At 59.4% G+C, this 24,720-nt stretch carries 17 protein-coding genes and 1 pseudogene; 13 read left to right on the forward strand and 5 right to left on the reverse strand.

Going from position 1 to position 24,720, the window contains the following annotated elements:
- The first annotated feature begins 48 nt into the window (after positions 1 to 48).
- Genes AC5P9N_RS00830 through AC5P9N_RS00845 form a run of 4 tightly spaced genes read left to right on the forward strand, consistent with a single transcriptional unit; the run spans position 49 to position 5,249 of the window.
- Positions 49 to 1,374, forward strand: coding sequence for a site-specific integrase (locus AC5P9N_RS00830; protein WP_231347519.1), 1,326 nt, complete (start codon positions 49 to 51; stop codon positions 1,372 to 1,374).
- Positions 1,361 to 2,941 carry a site-specific integrase gene (locus AC5P9N_RS00835; protein WP_148239573.1) on the forward strand — a complete coding sequence of 527 codons (1,581 nt, stop codon included), beginning with the start codon at positions 1,361 to 1,363 and terminating at the stop codon, positions 2,939 to 2,941. Before AC5P9N_RS00830 ends, AC5P9N_RS00835 begins: the two co-directional genes overlap by 14 nt.
- The gene (locus AC5P9N_RS00840; RefSeq protein WP_208180488.1) at positions 2,934 to 4,790 is read left to right on the forward strand and encodes a hypothetical protein; all 1,857 of its coding nucleotides are present in this window, start codon (positions 2,934 to 2,936) and stop codon (positions 4,788 to 4,790) included. Before AC5P9N_RS00835 ends, AC5P9N_RS00840 begins: the two co-directional genes overlap by 8 nt.
- Positions 4,791 to 4,796: 6 nt before the next feature.
- Positions 4,797 to 5,249 carry a hypothetical protein gene (locus AC5P9N_RS00845; RefSeq protein ID WP_049397654.1) on the forward strand — a complete coding sequence of 151 codons (453 nt, stop codon included), beginning with the start codon at positions 4,797 to 4,799 and terminating at the stop codon, positions 5,247 to 5,249.
- Positions 5,250 to 5,473: 224 nt separating this feature from the next.
- On the opposite strand, the gene AC5P9N_RS00850 is transcribed toward AC5P9N_RS00845, so the two are convergent.
- Positions 5,474 to 6,382 (reverse strand): DUF6602 domain-containing protein, encoded by a 909-nt coding sequence (locus tag AC5P9N_RS00850; protein ID WP_099484968.1) that lies wholly within the window; start codon positions 6,380 to 6,382, stop codon positions 5,474 to 5,476.
- A gap of 716 nt (positions 6,383 to 7,098) precedes the next feature.
- Here AC5P9N_RS00850 and AC5P9N_RS00855 point away from each other — a divergent pair.
- The 9 genes from AC5P9N_RS00855 (at position 7,099) to AC5P9N_RS00895 (ending at position 18,902) form a co-directional block, all read left to right on the forward strand.
- Entirely contained in the window at positions 7,099 to 10,854 is a 3,756-nt protein-coding gene (locus tag AC5P9N_RS00855; protein ID WP_099484969.1) for a CHAT domain-containing protein, read from the forward strand.
- A gap of 1,239 nt (positions 10,855 to 12,093) precedes the next feature.
- Positions 12,094 to 12,546 carry an antitoxin Xre/MbcA/ParS toxin-binding domain-containing protein gene (locus AC5P9N_RS00860; protein WP_235648920.1) on the forward strand — a complete coding sequence of 151 codons (453 nt, stop codon included), beginning with the start codon at positions 12,094 to 12,096 and terminating at the stop codon, positions 12,544 to 12,546.
- A gap of 245 nt (positions 12,547 to 12,791) precedes the next feature.
- Positions 12,792 to 14,372, forward strand: coding sequence for an ATP-dependent nuclease (locus tag AC5P9N_RS00865; RefSeq protein ID WP_099484972.1), 1,581 nt, complete (start codon positions 12,792 to 12,794; stop codon positions 14,370 to 14,372).
- The gene (locus AC5P9N_RS00870) at positions 14,350 to 15,438 is read left to right on the forward strand and encodes a UvrD-helicase domain-containing protein (RefSeq protein ID WP_164212554.1); all 1,089 of its coding nucleotides are present in this window, start codon (positions 14,350 to 14,352) and stop codon (positions 15,436 to 15,438) included. Before AC5P9N_RS00865 ends, AC5P9N_RS00870 begins: the two co-directional genes overlap by 23 nt.
- Positions 15,439 to 15,561: 123 nt before the next feature.
- On the forward strand, positions 15,562 to 15,909 hold the full coding sequence (locus AC5P9N_RS00875; protein ID WP_099484974.1) for an ArsR/SmtB family transcription factor: 348 nt from the start codon (positions 15,562 to 15,564) through the stop codon (positions 15,907 to 15,909).
- Positions 15,906 to 16,436, forward strand: a complete 531-nt coding sequence (locus AC5P9N_RS00880) for an arsenate reductase ArsC (RefSeq protein ID WP_099485009.1) — start codon at positions 15,906 to 15,908, stop codon at positions 16,434 to 16,436. Before AC5P9N_RS00875 ends, AC5P9N_RS00880 begins: the two co-directional genes overlap by 4 nt.
- 10 nt (positions 16,437 to 16,446) lie before the next feature.
- The gene (gene arsC, locus AC5P9N_RS00885; RefSeq protein ID WP_005411449.1) at positions 16,447 to 16,857 is read left to right on the forward strand and encodes an arsenate reductase (glutaredoxin); all 411 of its coding nucleotides are present in this window, start codon (positions 16,447 to 16,449) and stop codon (positions 16,855 to 16,857) included.
- Positions 16,854 to 17,579, forward strand: a complete 726-nt coding sequence (arsH, locus tag AC5P9N_RS00890; protein WP_005411450.1) for an arsenical resistance protein ArsH — start codon at positions 16,854 to 16,856, stop codon at positions 17,577 to 17,579. Before arsC ends, arsH begins: the two co-directional genes overlap by 4 nt.
- Positions 17,580 to 17,597: 18 nt before the next feature.
- Positions 17,598 to 18,902 (forward strand): arsenic transporter, encoded by a 1,305-nt coding sequence (locus AC5P9N_RS00895; RefSeq protein WP_099485010.1) that lies wholly within the window; start codon positions 17,598 to 17,600, stop codon positions 18,900 to 18,902.
- Between the two features lie 30 nt (positions 18,903 to 18,932).
- Here AC5P9N_RS00895 and AC5P9N_RS00900 read toward each other — a convergent pair whose 3' ends face one another.
- The 4 genes and pseudogenes from AC5P9N_RS00900 to AC5P9N_RS00915 all read right to left on the reverse strand — a co-directional run bounded on the left by AC5P9N_RS00900 (position 18,933) and on the right by AC5P9N_RS00915 (position 24,635).
- Positions 18,933 to 19,211 carry a hypothetical protein gene (locus tag AC5P9N_RS00900; protein WP_099484975.1) on the reverse strand — a complete coding sequence of 93 codons (279 nt, stop codon included), beginning with the start codon at positions 19,209 to 19,211 and terminating at the stop codon, positions 18,933 to 18,935.
- Positions 19,208 to 22,405, reverse strand: a complete 3,198-nt coding sequence (locus tag AC5P9N_RS00905) for an efflux RND transporter permease subunit (RefSeq protein ID WP_099484976.1) — start codon at positions 22,403 to 22,405, stop codon at positions 19,208 to 19,210. The genes AC5P9N_RS00900 and AC5P9N_RS00905 overlap by 4 nt, the downstream gene beginning before the upstream one ends.
- A gap of 8 nt (positions 22,406 to 22,413) precedes the next feature.
- Positions 22,414 to 23,220 (reverse strand): annotated as a pseudogene (locus AC5P9N_RS00910) (efflux RND transporter periplasmic adaptor subunit); the annotation flags it as partial.
- A gap of 137 nt (positions 23,221 to 23,357) precedes the next feature.
- The gene (locus tag AC5P9N_RS00915) at positions 23,358 to 24,635 is read right to left on the reverse strand and encodes a TolC family protein (RefSeq protein ID WP_099484978.1); all 1,278 of its coding nucleotides are present in this window, start codon (positions 24,633 to 24,635) and stop codon (positions 23,358 to 23,360) included.
- Positions 24,636 to 24,720: the final 85 nt, after the last annotated feature.

A 24,720-nucleotide genomic window follows, 5' to 3' on the forward strand; every position in this document is an offset into this window, starting at 1 on the left:
AAATTTCATATACAGTTGTACATATGTAAAAACAGTAGAAGAACAGTGATGGCCATGCTGTCAGTTCATGTGCTTGGCGAAGGAGAACGAGTTCCAATGCTCCACGACGAGCAGGGCGTGCCTTTGTTCTACCCGACCCTGTTTGCTACTTCCCAGCTTCGGAATGCCGGGGCAGCCGTCAACACGATCCGAAACAAGCTTGCCGACATCGTTGTACTTCTGCGCTGGGAGCAGGCCAATGGCCGAGACCTGATCACCGAGTTCCGCAGCGGGCGCCTTCTCACAGTTTCAGACATAGTCTCGCTTCGAGATTTCGCCAAGCTCGACATGCGGGAGTTGAGTTCAGTGGGAGAAGGTGACAAGAAACGAAGCGTCGTCATCGATTTTCTCGAGGCGCGAGTTGCCTCAAATCAGGTGCTGGCCACCATTGGTGGGCAACAGCATTTCAACCGTATCAGCACGTTTGCCGACTATCTGGAATTTACGGCTTCGGTCGTTACACAGCACCAGAACTCGTCTCGAACCGCTCAAGAAATTGCGCGGATGGCTAGAACCATTCGCAAGCACCGACCGCGCGGGTTGGCAAAACAGAGGGATGACGATTTGGATCTGCGCTCGCCACCCTCCGAGTTGGTCGAGCGATTCATGGCGATAGGCACTGAGGGTGATCCGCGCAATCCGTTCCGGCATCCGGAAGTCCAGCTCCGCAATGCCATCATCTTCGGGCTGCTAAGACACACCGGAATGCGACGAGGAGAGCTATTGAGCTTGCGACTCGACCAGTTCGACTTGGGCCATGAGCCGCACGTCTGGGTTCGGCGCAATCAGGATGATAAGCATGACCCGCGACCCTATCAGCCGGTAACGAAGACCAAGGAGCGGCCATTACCGATACCTGAGGCGCTCGCCAATCAGATCGACCGTTACATGCTGAATGTCCGTTCCAGGATCGGCCCCGCCAGAAGGCATCCGTATCTACTTGTCTCGCACAGGAAGGGCGATACATGGGGCAAGCCACTCTCCACCTCAGCTCTGAGTAGCCAGATCTTTTCGCGGATGCGCGCGGTGGACCCCGCCTTTGAGGCGATCCATCCCCACGCCTTTCGACACCATTTCAATTACGAGCTTTCCGTCAACATTGACAAGCACAACGCCAAGATCCGGTCGGGTGAAGATGCTGAGGCATTGCCGTTCAGCGAGGCTAGGGAGCTGGATGTTCGTGCTTTCCTGAATGGTCATCGCAGCAAGGCATCGGGAGCGACGTACAACCGGCGCCACATTCGTGAAGCCAGCGACAAGGCTGCTCGTCAGGTGCAGGCCGCTCATCCCAAGCGTAGCGATAACTCCAAGGGGGGCGGTGGTGATCCGCGCTAATCCAAAGCAGGTCGATGTCGAGGGAAAGTCGACCGCTCAGACAGTGTCTAAGGATGGTTATCCCTTCAAGCCTTCGGATAAACATTGGCAATTAAACAAGGACGTGCAGATTTCACTAGCGCTGCCGGGGGTGGTTGAAGCTAGAACCGAGGCTGGCTTTCGCGCCACGCTGTTGCGCTATGCGGAAGAGGCATCCGCTCGTCATGCGCGAAATATGGAGACGCGTTTCAAGCGATACCTGCGGGATACAGGAGCGTCGCGGGTGACCGTGGTTGACCTCATCAACTGGCGCGCCAGCCTTGCGGCAGACGAGCAATATCAGTTAGGCGGCCTGAAGGGCTTCCTGCTTGCCTGGCACGACTACGGATTTGACGGCGTCACCAGCGAAGTCGTTGATCTCCTCCAAAGCTGGCGAATAAAGGGGAACGAAAAGGGGGCGGCCGTTGCTAGTGGTTGCCCCGAGAATGGGCCCTACACCGACCTCGAGATGGCTGCGCTCCTGGATTGGGCGAACCTCGCGGTAGCACGAAAGGATATTGCATTCGAGGACTACGCATATCTGCTCACCTTGGCGATGACCGCGCGCCGTCCCGTCCAGATCGCTGCTCTCAGGGGGCGGGATCTCGTTCGTGAAACAGGTGAAGGCGCGCCCATGTTTAGGCTCAACATTCCGCGAGCCAAGCAACGTGGCATCGCTTTTCGAGGTGCCTACCGGTCTCTTGCCATCCTTGAAGACCTATATTTGGTGCTTCGGCAGCAGCATCGACAGTCCGTCGCCGCAGTTTTCGAGGCGATTGGGGGGACGGTTGATCCTGCCTTGGTAGGTGAGGTGCCGATCTTTCTCAATCGCAAGAAGCTTGAGGATGTTGGAAATTTAGACGAGCTCACCGACTATCTGATGGGTGGCGCGCCAGATCAACTGCATGCAAAAATTGACTCGCTCGATTCCGCTCTACAGCGTTGCGCGAAGGCGTCGACTGCGCACTCGGAGCGTACTGGTGAGTTTATTCGTTTTTCCGCACTGCGATTCCGACACACGCGAGGCACGAAGCTTCGCCGAGAGGGATTCGGTGCATTCATCATCGCCGAGTTGCTGGATCATTCCGACACCCAGAACGTCCACGTGTACACGGAGAACACCGCTCAAGAGGCGGTAGTCATCAATGAGCTAGTGGGTGCTCGACTCGCTCCCTTCGCGCAAGCCTGCCTCGGCAAGCTTGTCCACTCTGAACGTAAGGCAGTTCGCGGTGACGATCCGCGGAGCCGTGTGCCGAATGATCGTCAACACGCGGTGGGGACCTGCGGTAACTATGGATTCTGCGCTAGCGGCTACCGAGCCTGCTACACATGCTTTCACTTCCAGCCGTGGGTCGACGGGCCGCATGAAGAGGTGCTGGTGGACCTATATGCCGAGAAGGAGCGCACCCGGGAGGCAGGCTGTTCCAACGTCATTGTTAATGCTAATGACCAACTGATCCTTGCTGTCGAGCACTGTGTTTCGATGTGCAAGGATGCGAGGGCTCAGATGCTCGACGCGAATCTGTTGGAGGCGGGCACCCATGGGTGATGTCGTCCAGTTCGTTCCCCGCGCTGAGCGCGAAGCCAGCGGAAACCTTGCCGACTTCATACGCTTGGCAAAAGAGGGTCTGACTGCCTTCGCGAATGGTGGCGCTTGGGATCGCGACAAGTGGCAGCAAAACGAGACCATAGTCGTCTTCGCGACGAAAACAGCACCTCTGAACTCATACGCTTTCACGCCCTTCGTCGAACCATTCATGCAGTTCGCAAAGGCATACATTCGATACAGATATAGCCACAGGCCAGTCAAGAGCTTGGCAATGATGCTCCAAGCACTTCGCTGCGTGGAGGCAGGATTGCTGGCGGCTTGCGGCCGAGGAGATGTCGGACTCCTGAGTGGTGCGGTAATGGACGTTTGCGCCAACAAGTGCAAGGAGTTCTACTCCAGCGAGGACGTGCACCACAAAACCGGGCTCCAACTTCAAGCTGTATTCGACTTCTTACGTGAGAAGAGCCTTGTCCCGTCGTTGCCGGCTTGGAAGTCTCCTTTCAAGAAGCCGGTGATCCTGACCGAGGATCTCGGCGAAGCGGGACAGGCCCATCGCATGGAAAAGCTTCCCACCAATGAGGCAATGCTCGCAGTTGCTGACGTGTTTGCCCAGGCCGACGATCGGGAGAGTCAGTTTTACTCATCAATCTTCATCCTGCTTATGGCCGCGCCAGGCCGCGTCTCCGAAGTGCTGAAGCTTCCTATTGACTGCATCCAGTGGGAGGAAGATGACGACGGTAATCTTCAGATGTTCCTGCGTTGGAATGCGGCCAAGGGCAAAGGAGCGACGAGGAAGTGGGTCGTGCCTGTCATGCATGACGTCGTGAAAGAGGCCGTCCGGCGCCTGATCGAAATCGGTGCTCCTGCACGTGAGTTAGTCAGGGCGGCGTTCGAAGGCTCCACGTCTTCGTCTGAAGATGTCGGCACGTCCAATCTCATCAAAGAATTTGGCGGCTTCTACTGGCCCTTCCTTGATGAGAAGAGGGTGCTGACGACCTGGAGTGCTCTGTGCCTGCATCGAGAGAATGAATTCAGTCGCGAGAAGGAAATTAGGCCTGACTCATGGCGGATTCCAAGCGCTAACGAGGTGAATAAGCGCTTGGGCGCTGGCAGCGGCCACGGCGAATCTCTCTTTGACCGTATGGGCCTGCGGAATTTGGATGGCACGCGCATCACGTTGACATCGCACCAGCTCCGTCATTGGCTCAGCACGATGTCAGAACGGGCGGGCATGGACGACTACAGCCTGGCGCGCTGGGCCGGTCGCGCAAAGGTTTCCGACAACCGTCATTACGACCATCGCTCGCCGGAGGAACGCCTAGAGGCTGCCCGTGGGCTGCTTCCGATGCAGCCTGCCCCATTGCTCGAGCGCATCAAGCAGCGTCAGCCGGTGACGTATCAGGAACTTGGGACTGATCGGCTGGGAACGGCCAAAGCCACGCTCTATGGCATGTGCGTGCACGACTACGCCATGGCACCGTGCCAGAAACAGCGCGAATGCATGACCTGCAAGGAGCATGTTTGCATCAAGGGTGATCACGTTGCGCTAGACCGGATTCGCCTCTTGGAGGCGCAGACGGAAAAACTGCTCCAGCAGGCCACGAAAGCTCATGAGGATGGCGACTTTGGTGCCGACCGCTGGGTGGACAATCACAAGTGGAAGCTCGCGCACGTCAAGGCAATGAGGATCGCATTGGAGCATCCCAATGTTCTGGAGGGAGTGGTCCTCAGGATTCCGGATGGGCACGATCCTTCTCCGGTTCGCCGTGCTCTCATGGATCTTGGCGTTGTCGAAGTGCCCTCCATGGATGCGCTTGGTCCGAAAATGATTGCCTTGGCTCTTACCTGACCCGCCATGCCAAAGAAGATCATCACCAAGGCAACGCTGCCAAAGATAATGCGTGAGCTGGATCGCTGGGACGGCAAGCTCACTTGGCCGCTATTCTGCGAGCGCGCCGCAAAGGTGCTGGACGTGCCTTCGATCTCGAAGCACACGATGTACCTTTATCCTGCCGTCAAGGAGCGGTTTCAGCAGCGTCAAAAGGATTTGCGTGAGGCGAGAGATGCGCTCCCGAGAGATTTCACGTTGGACGCCGCTATCCGCCGCATCACTGACTTGGAAGCGCAGGTTAAACGGTTAGAGGACACCAACAATCTGCTTCTTGATCAGTTTCGTCGATGGCAATACAACGCCTACGCGAACAACGTTCGTATGGACTTGCTTGCATTGGACAAGCCGTTGCCTGAGGTGAACCGTTCTGGTCGCCGGAAAGGTGAAAAGAAGAAGAGAGAGAATAGCGAGCAGTGACCTGGAAGTGGTCTCTTTTGAGAGGTCACGGCAGCTCCGCCGGTCGCAATGCACGCTACTGAGTAGTAGAGCCTCGGTTCGGACCGATCAGAATCGGCTGCCGGCTCTTATCGGCGCCTTGCAGGAAGGGATCCGGACACTGAAAGAGCGGTGCGCGCAAGAAGACCAAGCTACGCACGGTCGATCTGTTCGAGGTGTGGTGCGCATTGCTGTACGTAGTGCTCTTAAGTCGAACCTAACATTCGCTTGGATGAGACGGGGATCCTGTAGTGCTGTTCCTGCGCGCTATAGCCTGCAGCGGAGTGCGCCCCTCCGACCATGTGCGGCTGCTGTAGCCGATTCACCGCAACCGCGTGATGCAGATAGGCGCTAAAGATCTGAAGTGCGCTTCCCTCGCCGTCCCGTGGAGATTCAATGGCGTAGGAGGAGTTAGGGTCGGTGGTCACATCGCCGTGGACGTTCGGATCCGTTCCGGCAACGCATGAGAAGGACCAGGCGGGGCCGTCTAGAACACAGATGCAGTCGGGCAACTGTTCAATTTCCTCAATCCCAAGCTGCTTGAACAGTTCGCCGGAGTTCATCGCTTCAGGCAGCTTTCGGAGGGCGCGCGCAGAATATGCGATTACCCCCGCAAAGTACGTATTGCGGCGGATGGATGCAGCTTCCATCACGTCGACCGCAGATTTGATGTTCTCAAGGGCCTCGACCAGGCTGCCCGCCCAGCGGTAGTGTCGCCCCTTGGGGGTGAGAAACGATGGGCTGGTACTCATCCGGACGGTTTCTCTCACTATTTCTAGAGAGCTCTTGACCTCAATGATCGCAGCAACGGATTCAGGCCTAACGATCGAAAATTCATCGGCGCGTAACAGCGGGGTAAAGTCCTGCTTGTCATGCGCGAGGCAGTCGATCTGACGCGAGGATCGATCAACCTGATTGTCTTGCTCTCGATCATGATCGGTCACGAATCCGCTGGTAACCAGGAAGCGTGATGGGAGATGCTGCTTGAGGAACTCTCGCAGACTCGCTTCCCGATATGCTCCCAGCGTGCCCGGGTGGCTGGTGAAGAGGCTGATCCTCTTCCCGTCAGCAAGGAGTTTCTGGGCTTCCAGGCGGTAGGACGTTGAGACGCTCATTGTTCCGATGACTCCAAATGGGGCGTCCTCTCTGCCGGGGCGGGTTGAGGAGCTTGATGGACTACTGCAAAGGACGGCTTGCTCCCGCTTCCTCTCCATTGGAAGGAGAGGGGGCTGGCTCTCCAAGCTCCTTCAGCGAGGCCTGAAACGCCGCTATCGGCGTGAACAGCTTGAACTTTAGCCTCGGAGTTCAGAGAACGCGATCAGGATGCCCATGCCTGCCGCATCTTGGCCTCGGTGGCCGGCTCAGGTTTCGCATGATATGCGTTGGTTATCGGGCTGCATGCTTTTTATGAAGGCCTGCTTGCTCGTAACTTGATTTCTCGACCGTCTCGGACAATTCAAACTCGCCATTTATCGGGTACACCGCTGTTCTCAAGGGCTCTCAACTTGGAGAACTCGCAAGTAGCGAAGGATGAGTCAGGAGCTGCCGGATTCCCAGGTCAAAAAAAAGGAATGCGCACTGTTGTTCCACGGTATTTGCCATTGCTCCGGCGAGTTGGAGTCCTCCAGTATCTGGTGGCATCAAAGCTGGGTTGCTCGGATCGCCTGATAGTCCTCGAGCGGACATGTCGATATGACCTATGCGCAGAAGCAACTGATGCTTGAGATGAGAGGGCGCTGGGTCTGTGCGAATCCTTGGACCACCGTGGCGACTATTGATCGATGGCCCTAGAATTGGTTCCTAAAAGCCACTTTCAGGATGAGGACAAGGGATGTCTGCCATGCTTCAGTCGGATGAGTTCCCGTGGGAAGAGCTGATCGCGGACCAAGGACTGGCTCCGACGAACATCGTACTGACGGCTAACACTGGCCGCGCGGAGCGGGTGGCCAAACTGGTCAACCTGATGCTGATCTCCACGGTCGACTCGGGGGAGGCTGCATTCAGTCAGGTCTGTGTTCTATTGCCCCCTGATGTTCCGGATACGATCCATCAAGACGTGATGAATGACATGGCTCGGCGCCATGGTGGATCCGATGAGGTTCACGCACAAGCTGTGTCAGGGCGCCTCCATGTTCACCGCGTTACGTCCCTGAATGCCGCTGAGCTGGTCGCGTTAATTACAGACCTTCCTGATGGAAGCTTTGCCATTGTCCTCGACGCGTCAAGGTATCGTGCGCCAGACGCGGCCAGCATAAGCTCATCATTTGGGCTGCCGGAGGACCGCTGGATTCCATCCTTGATCTGGCTGGCGGATGCGTGTATCGAGCGTTCATCAGCTCCCAGATGTGTCCTGATCGATGCGGGTGCGTCACCGCCACAGTTGGAGCGTAACATTGATGCCTTCCGGGATCTTGACTGCCTGGTGTGGGCGGTTGGCGGTCAGGCCGCGGTAGCTGATGACGAGATCCTCAGATTCAAGCGATGGGTTGCCCGAGTCAAGCGAGGGGATGTCCTGACTGTCCTGGATGAAGTTGACGTTCTTGAAGCCACGTCCAACCAGTCAAAACTCATAATGAAGGCTGACCTTCTGCATAAGGGCGGAAGGTCGTCTCGTGCCGCGGAGCTTCTTCAACCCCTTTGGGCCTCTGCGGAACGTCTTGCTCCGTTTGTAGGAATTCGATTAGCTGCCATCGCAGTTGCTGGTGGGGACAGGGTAGGCGCAGCGGTGTTTCTAAACGGGTGCGCCGCCAAACTTGACGATCCTCAGATGATGGAGGATGCCCTTGACCTGGCACAAACGCTACAGTCCGAAACGGTGACGCGTCATTGTTTGTCCTGGTTGGCCCGGTACCAGCCTGATTCGGCGGCGCTACAAGAGCATCAGCTGCAGGCCATGCTTGTCGCCTGTCGTGACGGGGGCACGATCCAGTGCAATGACATTGCAGGTCTCCCCCTCACGGCCTATGTCGATCTCATTCTTGCCAGCGTTCATCGCCAAGAGGTTCCGGACTACTCTGCAACTATTTCAGGTCTTGGGACAGAGTGGGAGCATCTTCACAGTGAGACCGTACTTGCGTGCGCACTTGATGCGATGCGACGAGACCTGCCCGTTCAGGCGGCAATGCTTGTGGTCGGCCTGTCTCCGGTGGCGGGGCGCGTCAGTGCCTCGAGCCAGCTTCTACTCTGGACAATTGAGCGCTTGCTGATCGCTGGACAAGGGGATCATCGTGAACTCATCAGCGATGCCGTCCTGTGGGCGCTCAGGTACTTGGCTGCTCACCCTGCTGATACGCAGGTTCGTGAGCGGCTTGACGAGCTTCTTTCCATTGATAGTGCTGGCGTGAATGGCATCGCACTGCTGGCTCACGCGGTTCTCCGACTCATTGATATCCAGCAGGTGTCCGAAACCTCCCTCCACCGGCCTTCAGTGCCGGCGGGGGCGTGGCAGGATGAGGAGTGGCTGGGCTTCTACCGTTCGGCCACGGAATGGATCACCCAAGATGGGGTCGTGGACCTGGCGACGGTGCGCCTTCCGATAGAATTACTTACGCTGAGTGCTGATGAGGTACTGGCAAAGCTCAAGGTGCTGGCACAATATGTCGTCGAGCAAGAGCAGCCTGACGATTACGCCGTTCTGAATCAGATGTTGATGATCGCGTTCGCGGTAGTGCCGCATGCGGACAACTCGAGCGCGGATCTTGAGCTGCTCAGGTTGGTGGCTACACGGCTGGTCATTACCGGTCAGGCCCAGCTTGCCCGCGACCTGGTCGAGTCGGGTTTGTCTGCCACGCATGATGATCCTCATCGACTTCGTCTTGCGTGGCATGCCTATGGCGATGTGTTCCATCGGATGCAGGACCATCCAAGGGCACTGCTTTCCTTCGGTTGCGCGGTCGCGAGCGGTGGAGATATCGGGCTGGAGCAGGCGTACTATGAGAGCGTTGCCTTGGCAAGAGCCCTGCGCGACATCGGGCTGTTTGACGTCGCTCACGCGCTCTTGGCGCGCTGTGAGGGGCTGATTTCCCGAATGGGGGCTGGGGAGGACATGGCCCATCGATTGCAGACACTGCGGCTCGGTGTTCGCCTTGGCGAACTGCATTCTCTGAGAGCAGAGCTGGGGCATTGGATACCGCTACTGAGTGAACTATCAGCCAATCTTCGCGAGGTCATGCGCAGGGATGATGAGATCACCACGGTACTTCTACTTCTCGTCCAATCACGCGATCGCGTTCTGCTGCTTGGCGGGGAAGTGCCCTCGTCAGTTGATGAAATCATACAGCAGGCCAGCGCAATGGCCGGCGCGATCACTCAGGATCTATTGCTTCTGGCTGAGAACGCAGCCCCGGGGAGGGACCGACTCGTTTCCTATGCGCAGCTTGCTCAACGTGCACGGTATTCGGGCGATGTCGGCTTCGATGTGCAGCGTTTGGTTCGCGCGGCCCGAGCTCAACTTGCCCAGGAAGAGACGCTCGCCGACGCAGAGCTGGCTGCGTTCGCGGTGGAGGCTACCTCCGATCATGCCATTCTAGTGCCTGGCGCAGTTGGCCAGCGCTGGCTTCCGTCCACCCTCGACGAACCGGCTGAGACGATCAATCTCTTGTCCCAGCAGGGGCTTCAGGTGGAGTTGCTCGCCCTCGATAGCGCTGACCGCCTCATCCGCGTCAGCGGTGTGGACGGACGGATTCTGGTGAATCGTGAGGATGGGGTGTTCTCCGCCCGCGGACTCGATGCATGGTCCATCGTATATCCATATGCCTTTGGCATAGACAGTGATGATCCCAATCTGTTCCATACCAGTATGCGCGAGTTGGGCCTGTCCAGTAGCATCGGGGCTCGCACCGTTTTTGTAATGGACACCCGGCTGCAGAGCATTCCCCCGCAGCTATTGGTCGTTGAAGGAGAGTTCGTCGGTAATCAGGCCTCTATTGCGGTGGCCCCTTCCTTGGCGTGGCTGCGAGGTGCAACGACCTCAAGCCCGCTTCAGTACGGACCACCGGCAGCTTGGATATCAACCGCCGTATCCGACGGTGAGGACGGTACGCTGTGTAGGGTGGCTGATCGCCTGAACGAGACTTTTGTCCAGCATCAGATTCAGCTGGATACCGGCGCCGAGCCACCTCCCAGCCTGCGAGCTGCCCAATTGGCGATCGTCGCCGCTCACGGCGGGCTGGATCCCGGTGCACGCTTCTTCCAGGTTGTGTCGGACGAGTCGGCGCTGAGAATCAGCTCATTGGACCTTGCTCGAGCGCTTGAGAGGGTCGGGGTGGCGATTCTTTTTGTATGCAGCGGTGGGCGGCAGAACGCTCATCCGGCAGCGAACACCACCGTGGGACTACCGAAGCAGCTTCTCAGTCACGGAACACGTGCGGTCATCGCATCGCCTTGGCCTTTGGACTCTCGTGTGCCGTCGCACTGGCTCCCGGCGTTTCTTCATGCATGGAATGAGGGCGCCCGACTGATCGATGCAAACGCGGATGCAAACCGGGCGGTCGCCCGGCAAATGGGTCATGAGCCACGCGATGCGCTGGCAATGACGCTTTACGGCAACCCTCTTCTGTGCAAGGGTGACCTGCCGCTTTCTGAATAAAGGTGACGGCAAGTGCGGGGTAACTCCCTGGCTCGATGGGTAGGGCATGGACCGCAGTATTCTTGAACGTCTAGGGGGCAAAGAGACTTTGGCGATTGCCTCGACGTGCAAACGCACACCTGGACACTCGCTTAGCTCGACTCACGGCCTGAAGCGACCACTTGCATGCTCACTGCTGCAAACCTGCAGCAGATACGTTCTGGCCATTTCGGCAGGGTCGATAGTCAACGTTGGCTGACGGGGCCTTTGCTCCTGTCCAGAGCTCGCTCTCTTCAGGAGAGTCGCTTGGTCCATCTCTTGGTCAGTGACAGGATGCCCACTCCGACCGGATGCGCATTGAGTTAGGCCCAAGTGATGACAGATGCGATCATTGAGTCGGAGAGGACATAGTTTAGAGAGGCCCTGCGGCTTACCAATGGACGACGCTCACGCCGCCTTTGAGGCTCTTGAGAAATTGGATGGGGCACTATCGCCGGCCCTCGCCGCAGCAGTGGTTCGCTTGGTCCAGTCCAAGCATGCATACGACGCTTTGGCAAGAAGGGGCGACCCTTTGGCTGCGATTGCTGGGAGTCGCCTGGGGTTCTGGCAGAACGAGCACTCTGTACCTGGTGCTGTCAACTTCTTCCACGGAGTGGCGCTAGTGCCTGCGGTCCACATCATTTAGGGCATTTTTCCCTTTTATTTCATATAGATAGAAAAATTACTGCTCATTTAGAGTGGCCATGCAGCATGAGATGTCTGCCAGCATCGCTGATCAACTACCGCACAACAGATGCATCACCTCTACAGCTAACGTCATGTTGATCACGACGAACCAGCCATCTATCCAACGTTGCAGGCTAATGCCCAGCGTGGCGGTGCGGAGCTGCTCGGATCATTTGTGATGGATTTCCCCTTCCAAGCCCAATGGTGCCGTGAAATCCATCGCCGGCGCCTTCCCTATAAGGCCTATTGCGGCAGGGCATAGAGGCCCAGTAGTCACTGTTGTCCCCTTCAGTGTTTATAGGTCCTGAAGGGGTCACACCACGTTGTTCACTACCAGCCACCACGTGTCGTTGAAATAGAATGCAGACGTGCGGCCGGCAGGCAGTCGGCTGCCAGACCGTCGACCGAAGCGGGGCTGTTAGGCCTCCCTCGCACCGAACGGTCGAGATGACATGAGCATCGCCCGCCTATGTAGGCCAACTATTTATTCAATCGGCGCATCGCTGAGGGTGCGGTGAGTGAAACGGGAGTAGCATGACTCATCTGCTCCCCCAGGCCAGAGGGATGATCTACCCAATCGCCAGTGACGCCACCAGCCTGGAAGGACCTGCTCTGCGCGCGTTTACCAAGATGGCAGAAGTTTGGAAACTAAGCGCTCATGAGCAGTCGGCAATCCTGGGTAGGCCCATCGACGTTGCTTGTGCACAGCTAGAGGCGGGAGTGACTGACGGCCTTTGGCCAGAAACACTCGAGCGAATCAGCTATGCGCTCGGCATATACCAGGCACTGCACATCCTCTTCCCTGATCAGCAGCAAGCTGACAGCTGGCTACGACGCCCCAACAGCGCAGCACCATTCAAGGGGACCCCGGCCTTGGCCTTCATGTGCTCTGGTCAACTCAACGACCTTGCCACTGTTCGTGACTATCTAGAGGCCCAGGGAATCGCCGCCTCCCTGACAGCTCCGACGACGTCCAGCAGTCTGTGACCGAGCACCGCTAAGAAAGTCGGGACTATAACCACCACCTCGTCACAACCACCAAACCGCATAGCCGATACGTGAGACGAACGAAGACGATGGATCCTGTTCATTTAGCAGTCTTTGATGGCTTACCTTCTGTGCCCGCCAGGCCTGTCCAGAACAAATTCTTTCCAAATCCAGTCCAGTTGGCATCGTTCTTAAGAGCCGCGTAAAGTTCTGTAGAGACAGGATAGTCCACTGGGGGATGGAGCATGCCGATCGAACGTATTGTTATCGATAACTTCAAGTCTTTTCGTCACCTCAATCTGCAGCTCAATGCGCACATGAACCTTGTGGTTGGTGACAACGAGGTGGGAAAGTCCACCTTGCTGGAAGCGATCCACGCAGTAATAACTGGGCAGCTGTATGGTCGCAACCTCACCTACGAGCTCACACCCTATCTTTTTCACCAGCCAACGGTGAGGGAGTACTTAGCGGCTCTGCGCGCAGGAACGCCTGCGTCACCGCCCAGGATCTCCATTGAAGCCTATTTGGGGAACGATCCCGCGCTGGCGTCCTTGCGCGGCACCAACAACTCATTAGGTCTAGACAGTGCAGGCGTCCGATTGCTGGTCGAGCTTAGCGACGACTATCGCGAGGAATTCAACGCCTACCTGCAGCAACACCAGGGCGCGACCAGCCTCCCAGTGGAATACTACACGGTGCGCTGGTACTCCTTTGCCAACAACGGCGTCACCGCTCGTACCATCCCGTTCGATTCAACTATCATCGACACCCACGGTATCAAGACACTGTCCGGAGCCGATCGCTATATCGCCAGCATCATCGAACAGGCGCTTACCCCAGCGCAGCGCGTTTCGCTATCTTTGAGTTTTCGCCGCATGCGGCAAAGCTTCTCGGAAGAGGACGACGTGGCCGCCATTAATGCTTATCTCACTCAGCACACAGGAGACATCAGTCACAAAGCACTGACGGTTGGCGTGGACTCTTCACCGCGCTCAACGTGGGAAACAAGCTTGTCACCGTACCTGGATGAGCTTCCTTTCACCCAAGCTGGAAAGGGTGAGCAAAGCGCAGTAAAGATGAAGCTGGCTATGCATGCTGCAGGGTCGGCGCATGTACTGCTAATCGAAGAGCCGGAGAACCACCTCTCCTTCTCTGGCATGAGCCAGCTGATTGACAAGATTTCAGCGCTCTCCACGACGCAGCAGGTGGTCATCGCAACCCACAGCAGCTTCGTTCTGAACAAGCTGGGCGTGGACAACGTGATCCTGTTCAGCGCCCAAGGCCAGATGAAACTGGATCAGTTGCCGCATGATACGCACGATTACTTCATGAAGCTTCCTGGTCATGACACGTTGCGACTGATTCTGGCCAAGCAGGCAATTCTGGTGGAGGGCCCGTCCGACGAGCTGATCGTGCAACGTGCCTACTTTGATCACCACGGCGTAGCGCCATTGGCGCGCGGCGTGGACATCATCTCGGTCAAATCACTGGCGTTTAAACGCTTCTTGCAGATTGCGGAGCGCCTGCGTATTCAGGCCAGAGTCGTCACCGACAACGATGGTGATATCGCGCTGGTGCAAGAGCGATATGCCGACTTCCCCAATGCCATCTACTACGATTCTGACGAGAGCGCCCCATCGTTGGAAGAGCAACTCATTAAAGCCAACTCATTGGACGAGCTGAACACCGTGCTGGTCAAGTCATTCGCCGACGAGGTGGCGTTGCTCAAGTACATGAAAGGTCACAAGACCGATACGGCCCTAGCCATTTTCAACAGCCCCCATTCGATCACTTTCCCGGACTATGTCCAGCGTGCTATCGCCTAACCGAGTACTGCTTTCGGCAGCCGGCTCTGGCAAGACTACCTTGCTGGTTCGCCAGGCATTGGAGCGGCCACAGCGCCGCGTCGCTATGCTCACCTATACCTTGGAGAATCTCGAAGAGATCCGACGCTCATTCGAGGCCCAAGCCGGCGCGGTGCCTGCGAATGTCACGTTGTATAGCTGGTACGGATTTCTGTTACGCGAGTGCATTCGACCCTATCAGGCGGCATTGTGCCGCGAGCCAAGGGTCGAATCGATTCTGTTTGTTGAAGGACGGACGAACAACCGGGCACCCCGCTCGCATGTAGCCCGCCACTACCTGTCAGGCGACCGGATGTATTCGGATCGGGCTTCCGATTTCGCCGTTCGGTGCGATGAGCTCACTCAAGGTCAGGTCATCTCGCGCTTGGCGAACATGTACGACGAAGTGTACGTTGATGAAGTGCAGGACTTGGCTGGCTACGACCTAGATCTTATTGAGCGCCTGTTGAAGAGCCCGATCGGCGTTACGCTAGTGGGCGACACGCGCCAAGCGACCTACGCCACCAACTACGCGCCTCGGTACAGCCAGTTCCGCGGACCGAACTTGGCGACGTTATTCCAGCTTTGGGAGTCGCAAGGCCTGTGCCAGATCGATCACCGCCTCACGAGTTTGCGATGCGTGCAGGCCCTGTGTGATCTGGCCGACGCGCTCTATCCGCAGATGCCCCGGACCCAATCAGGCAATGATCAGTTGACCGGTCACGATGGCATCTACCTTGTCGCGCCCGGGCATGTCACTGCGTACATGCAGGAATTTGCCCCGACCGTGCTGCGGCATGACCGACGGCAGGCGTGCGACGGCCTACCAGCGATGAACTTCGGTCAGTCCAAGGGACGCACCTACAGCCGGGTCCTCATCTTCCCTAATGGGCCTTTGACGCAGTACCTGCGCACTGCAGATGCGTCACGCATAACGGCGCCACCTAAGTATTACGTGGCCTTTACCCGGGCGAGGCAGAGTGTGGCGTTTGTGTATAACGGCACGTGCGCGCTTCTGGGCCACCAGCTCTATACGCCTCAATCCTAAACGCCTTAGCGGAGCGGTAGCTCGCAGGACACGCAGCAGACCTCGATTCCGGACAGGTACGTCCGGAGATGGGATCGCCGGCCAGACACTTGCATCCTACAAGAATAGTTGTAGGATTTAGACATGAAAGATGATTCCGCCGTCCTCGCACTCTCTGCGCTCGCCCAGTCTGATCGCCTAGCTGCATTCAGGATGCTGGTTCGTGCTGGCCCGGATGGCATGCCCTCCGGCGAAATTGCGGAAGCTCTCGCGATCGCGCCACCACGCATGAGCTTTCACCTCTCGACCTTGGAGCGAGCTGGCCTGCTGCGCTCGTGGCGAGACGGGCGGCGCGTGCTGTACGCCGCTAGCTATGAGCACATGCGCCAACTGCTCGCGTTTCTGACTGAGGACTGCTGCTCCGGGACTCCCGAGATTTGCGGTGACCTCTTCAAACTCGCCCGCCCATGTACCTCGGAGACCTGCGGATGAGCCTTATTCAGCCCTTCAACGTCCTGTTCCTATGCACGGGCAATTCTGCGCGATCGATACTGGCGGAAAGCGCCCTGCGGAGTATTGGCGATGGCCGTTTCAACGCGTTCTCTGCCGGCAGTCACCCCAAGGGCGAGGTCCACCCGCTGGCGATTGAGACGCTGCACGAGGCCAACTACCCGGTCGAAGGCCTGCGGTCCAAAGCATGGGAGGAGTTTGCCGCGGCAAGTGCCCCCCGCATGGATTTTGTCTTCACTGTCTGCGACCACGCTGCTGGCGAGGCGTGCCCACTGTGGCCCGGGCGACCATTGACGGGGCATTGGGGTATCGAGGATCCCATCCGCGAAGCTCACGGGGAAATGTGGCAACGCGCCGCCTTCCGAAAGGCGCTGATGTACCTGGAAAACCGCATCCGAGCCTTCGTCGCGCTGCCACTCCATACGCTGTCTCGAGCAGCATTGACAGCGCAAATCTGCGCAATTGGCCAGCTCGAAGGCACTTCGTTCTCCCGACCAGACATTGCTTGAGGGATCCATCATGACACTAACGATCTATCATAATCCGGCCTGCGGCACGTCCAGAAACGTTCTGGAAATGATGCGCCAGTCGGGCGAAGACCCGCAGGTCATCGAGTACCTGCAGTCACCGCCGACGCGCGAGAGACTTGTCGAACTAATTGCCGCAATGGGCATCACGCCTCGCGACCTCCTGCGCAAGAAGGGAACGCCATACGAGGAGTTGGGCCTGGACAACCCTGGCCTCACCGACGACCAGCTGGTGGACGCGATGATGGCCCATCCCATTCTCATCAACCGTCCAATCGTGGTCTCCGACCGTGGCGTTGCATTGTGCCGACCGTCTGAGAAAGTGCTCGCACTGCTGGCGAACCCCGTGTCTTCCTTTACCAAGGAAGATGGCGAGATCGTTACAACCGGGACGTCACCGTGATTGATCGCATTGCGGCAGATCTGCCAAACATCGACCCCACACAACTTGCGCCGATCGACGTAGACGCCCTCATCGGGCTTGGCGACCCGATCCATCCACCGCGGATGCTCATCCTCTACGGCTCACTGCGTGAACGCTCCTTTTCCCGCCTGCTCGCAGAGGAGGTCGGTCGGCTTCTACGCTGGTACGGCTGCGATGTGCGTATCTTCGATCCGCACGACTTGCCATTGCCCGACGGCGCGTCTCCCGATCATCCTAAGGTGAGCGAACTTCGCGAGCTCGCGTACTGGTCCGAGGGCATGGTCTGGGTCAGCCCTGAGCGTCACGGCGCCATGACCGCCATTATGAAGGCTCAGATCGATTGGATACCTCTGGCCGACGGTGCCAAGCGACCGACACAGGGCAAGACTCTGGCCGTCATGCAGGTTTCCGGCGGCTCGCAGAGCTTCAATGCAGTAAACCAGCTACGTGTACTTGGCCGATGGATGCGAATGGTCACCATCCCGAACCAGTCATCCGTGGCCAAAGCCTTCCAGGAGTTCGATGAGGCCGGGCGCATGAAGCCATCGGCCTACTACCAGCGTGTCGTTGACGTATGCGAGGAGCTAGTGAAGTTCACCTGGCTCGTACGAGGACGCGCAGCCTACCTCGTTGATCGCTATTCCGAGCGCGTTGAGAGCGCCGATGAGCTTTCCAAGCGCGTCAATCAGCGCTCTATCTGACTTCCAACGGTGGGTTACGTGCTTGCTCTCGCGATTTTTATCGTCACTCTTGTTTTCGTGATCTGGCAACCTCGCGGGCTTGGCATAGGCTGGTCGGCACTCGCCGGTGCCGCCGTTGCTTTAGCCACTGGGGTTGTCGGGTGGAACGATATTGGAACGGTGTGGGGAATTGTCTGGGATGCAACGTTCACCTTCGTCGCTCTTATCATCATCTCTCTCATTCTCGACGCAGCCGGTTTCTTCGCGTGGGCCGCCCTGCATGTGGCCCGTTGGGGCGGCGGCAATGGTCGGAAGCTTTTTCCGCTCATTGTCCTGCTGGGAGCTGCAATTGCTGCAGTGTTTGCCAACGACGGCGCGGCTCTTCTGCTGACTCCGATTGTTCTTGCGATCCTGTTGCGCTTGAATTTCCCGCCTGCCGGCGCGCTGGCATTTACGGTCGCCTGCGGATTTATCGCCGATACCGCCAGCCTTCCGCTCATTGTCTCCAACTTGGTCAACATCGTTACAGCGAACTTCTTTGACGTGTCCTTTGGGCGCTACGCCGCGATCATGGTGCCGGTGAACCTGGTATCGGTCGGAGCTACTTTGATCGTCCTATGGCTCTGGTTCCGGCGCGACATCCCCAGTAGGTATCCAGTCCAGGATCTAGAAGCGCCCCGCGACGCGATACGCGACGTGGCAGTTTTTCGCGCAGCGCTGCCTCTTCTAGTACTGCTACTGATTGCGTACTTCGTAACCGGGCCGCTCGGCGTTCCTATTGCTTTGGTGACGGGTGCAGCTGCACTAGTGCTGATGGGTATTGCAGGCCGCTGGGCGACTGGAGGCCGGGGCGCCACAATGGCTGTGACCAAGATCCTGTGTGACGCACCCTGGCAGATCGTGCTGTTCTCGATCGGCATGTATCTAGTCGTCTACGGACTGGGTAATGCCTGGCTGACTGACGCGGCGAGTGCAATCCTAGAGTGGTTGGCAACGCAGGGTAGCTTCGTGGCAACGATTGGTACGGGCTTTGCGGTCGCTGCTCTCGCTTCCATTATGAACAATATGCCTGCGACACTGGTCGGTGCGCTTGCTATCGATGGGGCGAACGTATCGACGGCCACTCGCGAGCTGATGATCTACGCCAACGTCGTGGGCAACGACCTTGGTCCCAAGCTGACCCCAATTGGGTCGCTAGCGACCCTGCTGTGGTTGCATGTCCTTGCCGGAAAAGGCCAACGGATTACGTGGGGGCAGTACATGAAGGTAGGGCTCATCCTGACGCCCCCCGTCCTGCTGACCACGCTCATCGCGCTTTGGATTTGGCTGCCGTTTACACGATAACTGCGTAGGCACTCAGGAGAGTCGCAGCGATCACAATTTCTTCAATGGCGCCGTCGTGGGTGGCGGCGGCGCCGGCCCAGGGTCGTTGAAAGAAAGCACTGCCTGCTCGATGCCGAATTGATCGAAAAGTACCCGGGCGATCACAGCGTGGACCACGTCAAGGTCCGCCGAGGGGGCAGCGACAGTGATCGTGGCCACAATCGCGCGGCAAGTTGCCGGGCCTGGGACCAGCCGCAGGCCGTCTACTGCTTTCACGCTCGGGTCCGTGAACATCGCTGCCCGGACCTCTTCCAAATTGATCTCGTTCATGAGGTTGAGGGATCTTGGATGGCGCCATCGCCACGGCTGCCGCGGTCGCGATGTAGCCAGCGGTACAGCACCGGCAGGACCAACAGCGTCAGCGCGGTCGAGGACACGATACCGCCGATTACGACCGTGGCCAGCGGCCGCTGTACTTCAGAACCAGCGCCTACGTTCAAAGCCATCGGCAGGAAACCAAGGGAAGCCACCAGGGCAGTCATCAAGACCGGTCGTAGTCGCCCCAGGGCGCCATCCCGGACAGCATCTTCGAGGGCGTCGCCTTGCTCACGCAGTCGGCGGATGAAGGCAATCATGACCAAGCCATTGAGTACTGCCACGCCCGAAAGCGCAATGAAGCCTACGCCCGCAGAGATTGACAGCGGAATTCCGCGTAGAGCCAAGGCGATTACGCCACCAGTCAATGCCAAGGGAACGCCACTGAACACGATGGCGGCATCCTTGGCCGAGCCGAAGGCCATGAACAGCAGGGCGAAGATCAGCGCCAATGTGACCGGGACAACTACCGCCAAGCGCTGGCTGGCCGAGATCAGCTGCTCGAACGTGCCGCCATAATCGATCCAGTACCCCTCTGGAAGCGGTACATCCTGGCCGATGCGGGTACGCAGATCGCCAACGAATCCGCCAAGATCACGCTCACGCACGTTGGCGGTGATCACCACTCGACGCTTGCCGTTCTCACGATTGATCTGGTTGGGCCCGCGCTCTACCTGTATCTTCGCCACTTCTCGTAGTGGAACAGTGCGAGGCCCACCGTTGGCACCAGCGGCTACACGGCTGGACTCATCGATACTGGTGCTCTCTGGCAGTGGAATGGGCAGGTCCGCAAGCACAGCCGGGTCTTGCCGCAGCGATTCGGGCAAACGCACCACCAGGTCGAATCGGCGGTCGCCCTCGATCAGCTGGCCAGCGACGCTACCGCCGATGGCGGTTGCCACCGTGTCCTGCACGTCACCCGGATTCAATCCATACCGCGCCAATGCCGCTGGATCTGGCGTGATGGTGAGCAGCGGTAGGCCAGTAACCTGCTCGGCCTTGACGTCTTCGGCGCCGGGGACCCCGCGCAGGACGCGCTCGACCCGGCTGGCCAGGCGGGTCAGCTGGTCAAGATTGTCGCCGTAGACCTTGACCGCAACGTCCGAGCGAACGCCGGAGATCAATTCGTTGGTGCGCATCTGGATGGGCTGAGTGAACTCGTAGTTGCTACCCGGGATCTCCTTGGCCGCCGCCTCCAGCTCTTCCACCAGCTCGGCCTTGGGTTTGCGCGGGTCGGGCCATTGGTCGCGGGGCTTGAGCATCAGAAAGGTATCGGCCATGGAGGGGGGCATCGGGTCGGTGGCCACTTCGGCGGTGCCGATCTTGGAGAAGATGTTGGCCACCTCCGGGAACTGGGCCAAGCGCTTCTCCAGCGTTTCCTGCATGGCCACCGACTGCTCCAGACTGGTGCCGGGGATACGCATGGGCTGCAAGGTGATGTCGCCTTCATCCAAGCTCGGCACGAACTCCGAGCCCAAACGGGTGGCCAGCACGCCACACCCCACCACCAGCACGGCCGCGCCTGTCAGCACTACGACCCGCCGCCGCAGCGCCCACTCCAGCAGCGGCGTGTAGCGGGCACGTGACCAGCGCATCAAGCGGTTGTCGTGCTCGGCCACACGGCCGCGCAGGAAGGTGGCAATTGCCGCCGGTACGAAGGTCAGCGACAGCACCATGGCACCGGTCAGGGCCAAGACCACCGTGATCGCCATCGGGTGGAACATTTTTCCTTCCACCCCGGACAGCGAGAAGATCGGCAGGTAGACCGCCGCGATGATGCCTAGACCAAACAGACTGGGGCGAATCACCTCAGCCGTGGCCGAGGCGGTCAGATCAAAGCGCTCTTCGTCGTTGAGCTGGCGGCCCAGTGCATGCTGCGCCTCCCCAAACCGGCGCAGACAGTTCTCGATGATGATCACCGCCCCATCCACGATCAGGCCAAAGTCCAAGGCGCCCAAGCTCATCAGGTTACCCGACACGCCGCCACGCACCATGCCGATAATGGTGAACAGCATTGCCAACGGGATCACTGCCGCGGTGATCAACGAAGCGCGCACACTGCCCAGCAGCAGGAACAGCACCACCACCACCAGCAGCGCGCCTTCGATCAGGTTCTTGGACACCGTGCCAATGGTGCGATCCACCAGCGCGGTGCGGTCATAGACGGCCTTTGCATGCACGCCAGCGGGCAAGCTGGCGTTGGCGGTGTCCAGCTTGGCCGCGGCTGCCTGGGAGACTTCCCGGCTGTTTGCGCCGAACAGCATGAAGGCGGTACCGACCACGACCTCATGGCCATTCTGGGTCGCCGCACCCGTGCGCAGTTCCTTGCCTTCGCCTACGCTAGCGACGTCGCGGACGCGAATGGGCACGCCATCGCGCCGGTCCAGCACGATGTTCCCAATCGCGTCCAGATTGGCCAGCTGGCCGGGCACGCGGACCAGAAATTGCTGGCCGTTGCGCTCGATGTAGCCGGCACCGATGTTCTGGTTATTGCGCATGACCGCTGCGACCACATCGTTCAGCGTAAAGCCCAGTGCCACTAACTGGGCCGGATCCGGGGTGATGTGGATCTGCCGCTCAAAGCCACCGATTGTGTTGACCTCGGTCACTCCAGGCGTGGTGCGCAGCTGCGGCCGGATCACCCAGTCCTGCAGGGTGCGCAGGTCCGTGGCGGTATACGGGGTGCCGTCGGGCTTGCGGGCATTGGGCTCAGCCTCCACGGTGTACATGAAGATCTCGCCCAGGCCGGTAGAGATGGGACCCATCTCTGGGTCCAACCCTTCGGGCAACTGAGATGCGATCTGCTGTAGCCTTTCGGCGACCTGCTGGCGGGCAAAGTACAGGTCGGTGCCGTCTTTGAAGACGACAGTGACCTGGGAGAGTCCGTAGCGCGACAGCGAGCGGCTGTAGTCCAGCTTTGGTAGCCCGGCCATGGCCGTTTCAATGGCGAAGGTCACTCGCTGCTCGGCCTCCAGCGGCGAGTAACCCGGGGCCTGGGTGTTGATCTGGACCTGGACGTTGGTGATGTCGGGCGTGGCGTCAATGGACAGGTGACGGTAGCTCCACACGCCCAGCGCGACTAGCGCAGCGGTGAGCACCAGCGTCAGCCAGCGGTGGCGGATGGACAGACCAATGAGGCGTTCGAGCATGGCGGGCCTCATTCCTCTTCCACAGTGGATTTTTCGATGTCGGCCTTGATCAGGAAGCTTTGGGCCACCACCACTCGTTCACCCGCCTTGAGCCCTTCCAGCACTTCGGCGCGTTCGGCGTCACGGCGCCCCAGCTTGATCGGCCGGGTGTGGTACGTCTCGCCCTGCTGCACGTAGACAACGTCCTGGTCCTGTGCGGTCTGCAGGGCGGTGATCGGAACCACCAGCGACGCCGATTGGCGATCCACGGTGACCCGCGCCTTGACCGCTGAACCCGGCCGCCACAGCCCATCGGTGTTAGCCACGGTGGCGCGGGCAATAGTGCTTTGGCTGGCAGTAGCGGTGCCGGGCAGGACGCGCTCCAATGTGGTCTGCGCCCTGACGCCATCGCTCAAGCGGGTGACCGTCACTGGCACGCCGGCACCGATGTGCTGGGCGTCGGCGCCGAAGATGTGCAGGTCCACCCACAGCGTGGACAGGTCGGCTACCTCGAACAGCGGGGCGCCCTCAGGCGCCGACATGCCCACGGCGGCCGTACGCGCCATGACCACGCCATTGATCGGCGCGGTAACGGTGTAGGTGGTCAGGCTGAGGTTGCTCTCCACTGTCGCGAGCACCTGGCCGGTGCGTACCTGGTCACCCACGCCCACTCGCACGGAACGGACCGGTCCGGGGAAGCGTGCAGTGACCTGCGCGATGCGCCCATCGATTGGGGTCAACAGCCCTTGCACCTCATGCTCATCGGCAATCTCACCGGGTCCAGCCGGCGCGACCTGGATTCCCGCCGCCTGCGCAGCTTTGGCCGCGATCTCGGTTTCCAGCGGCGCTTCCTCGTGCTCGCCGTGCTCTTCGCCCTCAGCGGCTTGGCCTCCTTCGGATGCTTCGTTGGGGGTCGACGCGTTGCAGGCCGCCAGCATCAGGGCCATGCCCAGTGCGGTCCAGGAAAAGCGATTCATGGGCTCTCTCCAGTGGAAGCGGCAGCCGGCGGCGTGACAAGCGCCTGGCCGGTCAGTCGTTGAATTTCGATCAGGGCGCGCTGCGCATCCAAGGCGACGTCCAGCTGTTGCTGGGCCATGGCGGTGCGTTCGGACTGCAACTGTGCCCATTCCAGGTAACTTATCGCCCCAGCACGATAGGCACGCTCAGCGGCCTGCTCGGCTCGGGCCAGCTTCGGCAACACGTCGTCGTGCAGGCGCGCTACCTCGGCCTGTGCCACGGTGTAGCGGCCATGGGCTTCGACCAGCGTGGAGTACAACGACAGGCCCTTGGCCTCGCGCTCGATCGTCAGGACCTGCAGCTCGGCTTCGCCGGCTCGAATCTCTGGCTGTGCGCGGCTGCGGCTGCCCAGAGGCATGGATAAGCTGGCGACCAGCGCGGTGTCATCGGTCTCCTGTAGTCGGCGCACTCCGAGCTGCCAGGACAGGTCCGGTGAGGCCGCTGAACGCGCCAGCTGCAGTCGTGCCTGCGCGATCCGGCGGGCGTCGGCAAACTGCGCCAATTCCGGAGTCCGTTCCAACTCATCGGCCAGCGTCTGCATGGAGGCGATCGCCGGCAGGGCCATCGGATCGGCCGGGACCACTTCGAAGGTGGGAGTACGTTCGCCCCACAAAGCAGCCAGATGCTGACGAGCAGCGAGTCGCTGTTGCTCGGCCCGATCACGCTTCAGCTCGGCCCGCGCAAGCGCTGCCTGCGCGGTGAGCAGCACCGACTCGGGTGAGGCGCCGGCCTGCAGGCGCTGCCTGGCGGCGACCATGGTTCGCTGGCGCTGGCCAACATCGATGTCCGCTAGGCTTCGTTGCCGGCCGGCACCAACGACAGCCAAATAGCGCTGCGCCGTCTCGGCTAGCAAGTCCAGGCGCCCGGTCTCGCGCTGCACGGCCAGCGCATCAATCCGGCTTTGTGCCAAGGTACGGCGGGCTTCGAGCTTGCCGCCGCGCTCCAGCACCGAACTCAGGCTCAAGGTCAACTCGGCGCTGTCCAAGCCACCGGCCGCGCCGGTGCCCAGCGCGTTTTCGACCTCGGCACCGAGCGTCCACGGTGGACGCTGCATCGCCTTATCTCGCTCGGCAGCGAGGACAGTGGCTCGCGCATCGACCAGACGCAGCTCCGGATGGGTTTGGGCTACGCGTGCAAAGGCATCGTCCAAGGTCATCAATTCGGCCGCCACCGCAGGCACCGCTACTGCGCCCGTTAACAGCAACGCGGCCAAGGCCGCCCATCGCACAGACATGGAAGTACTCCGAAGGTTCTTGAGATCACAGGGATCGGCCTGCGCCTACATGCGTCACCCGGCAATTGGCGGTCGAAAGGGCGCG

Source organism: Stenotrophomonas sp. YJH_SMC_6 (genome assembly GCF_059371335.1).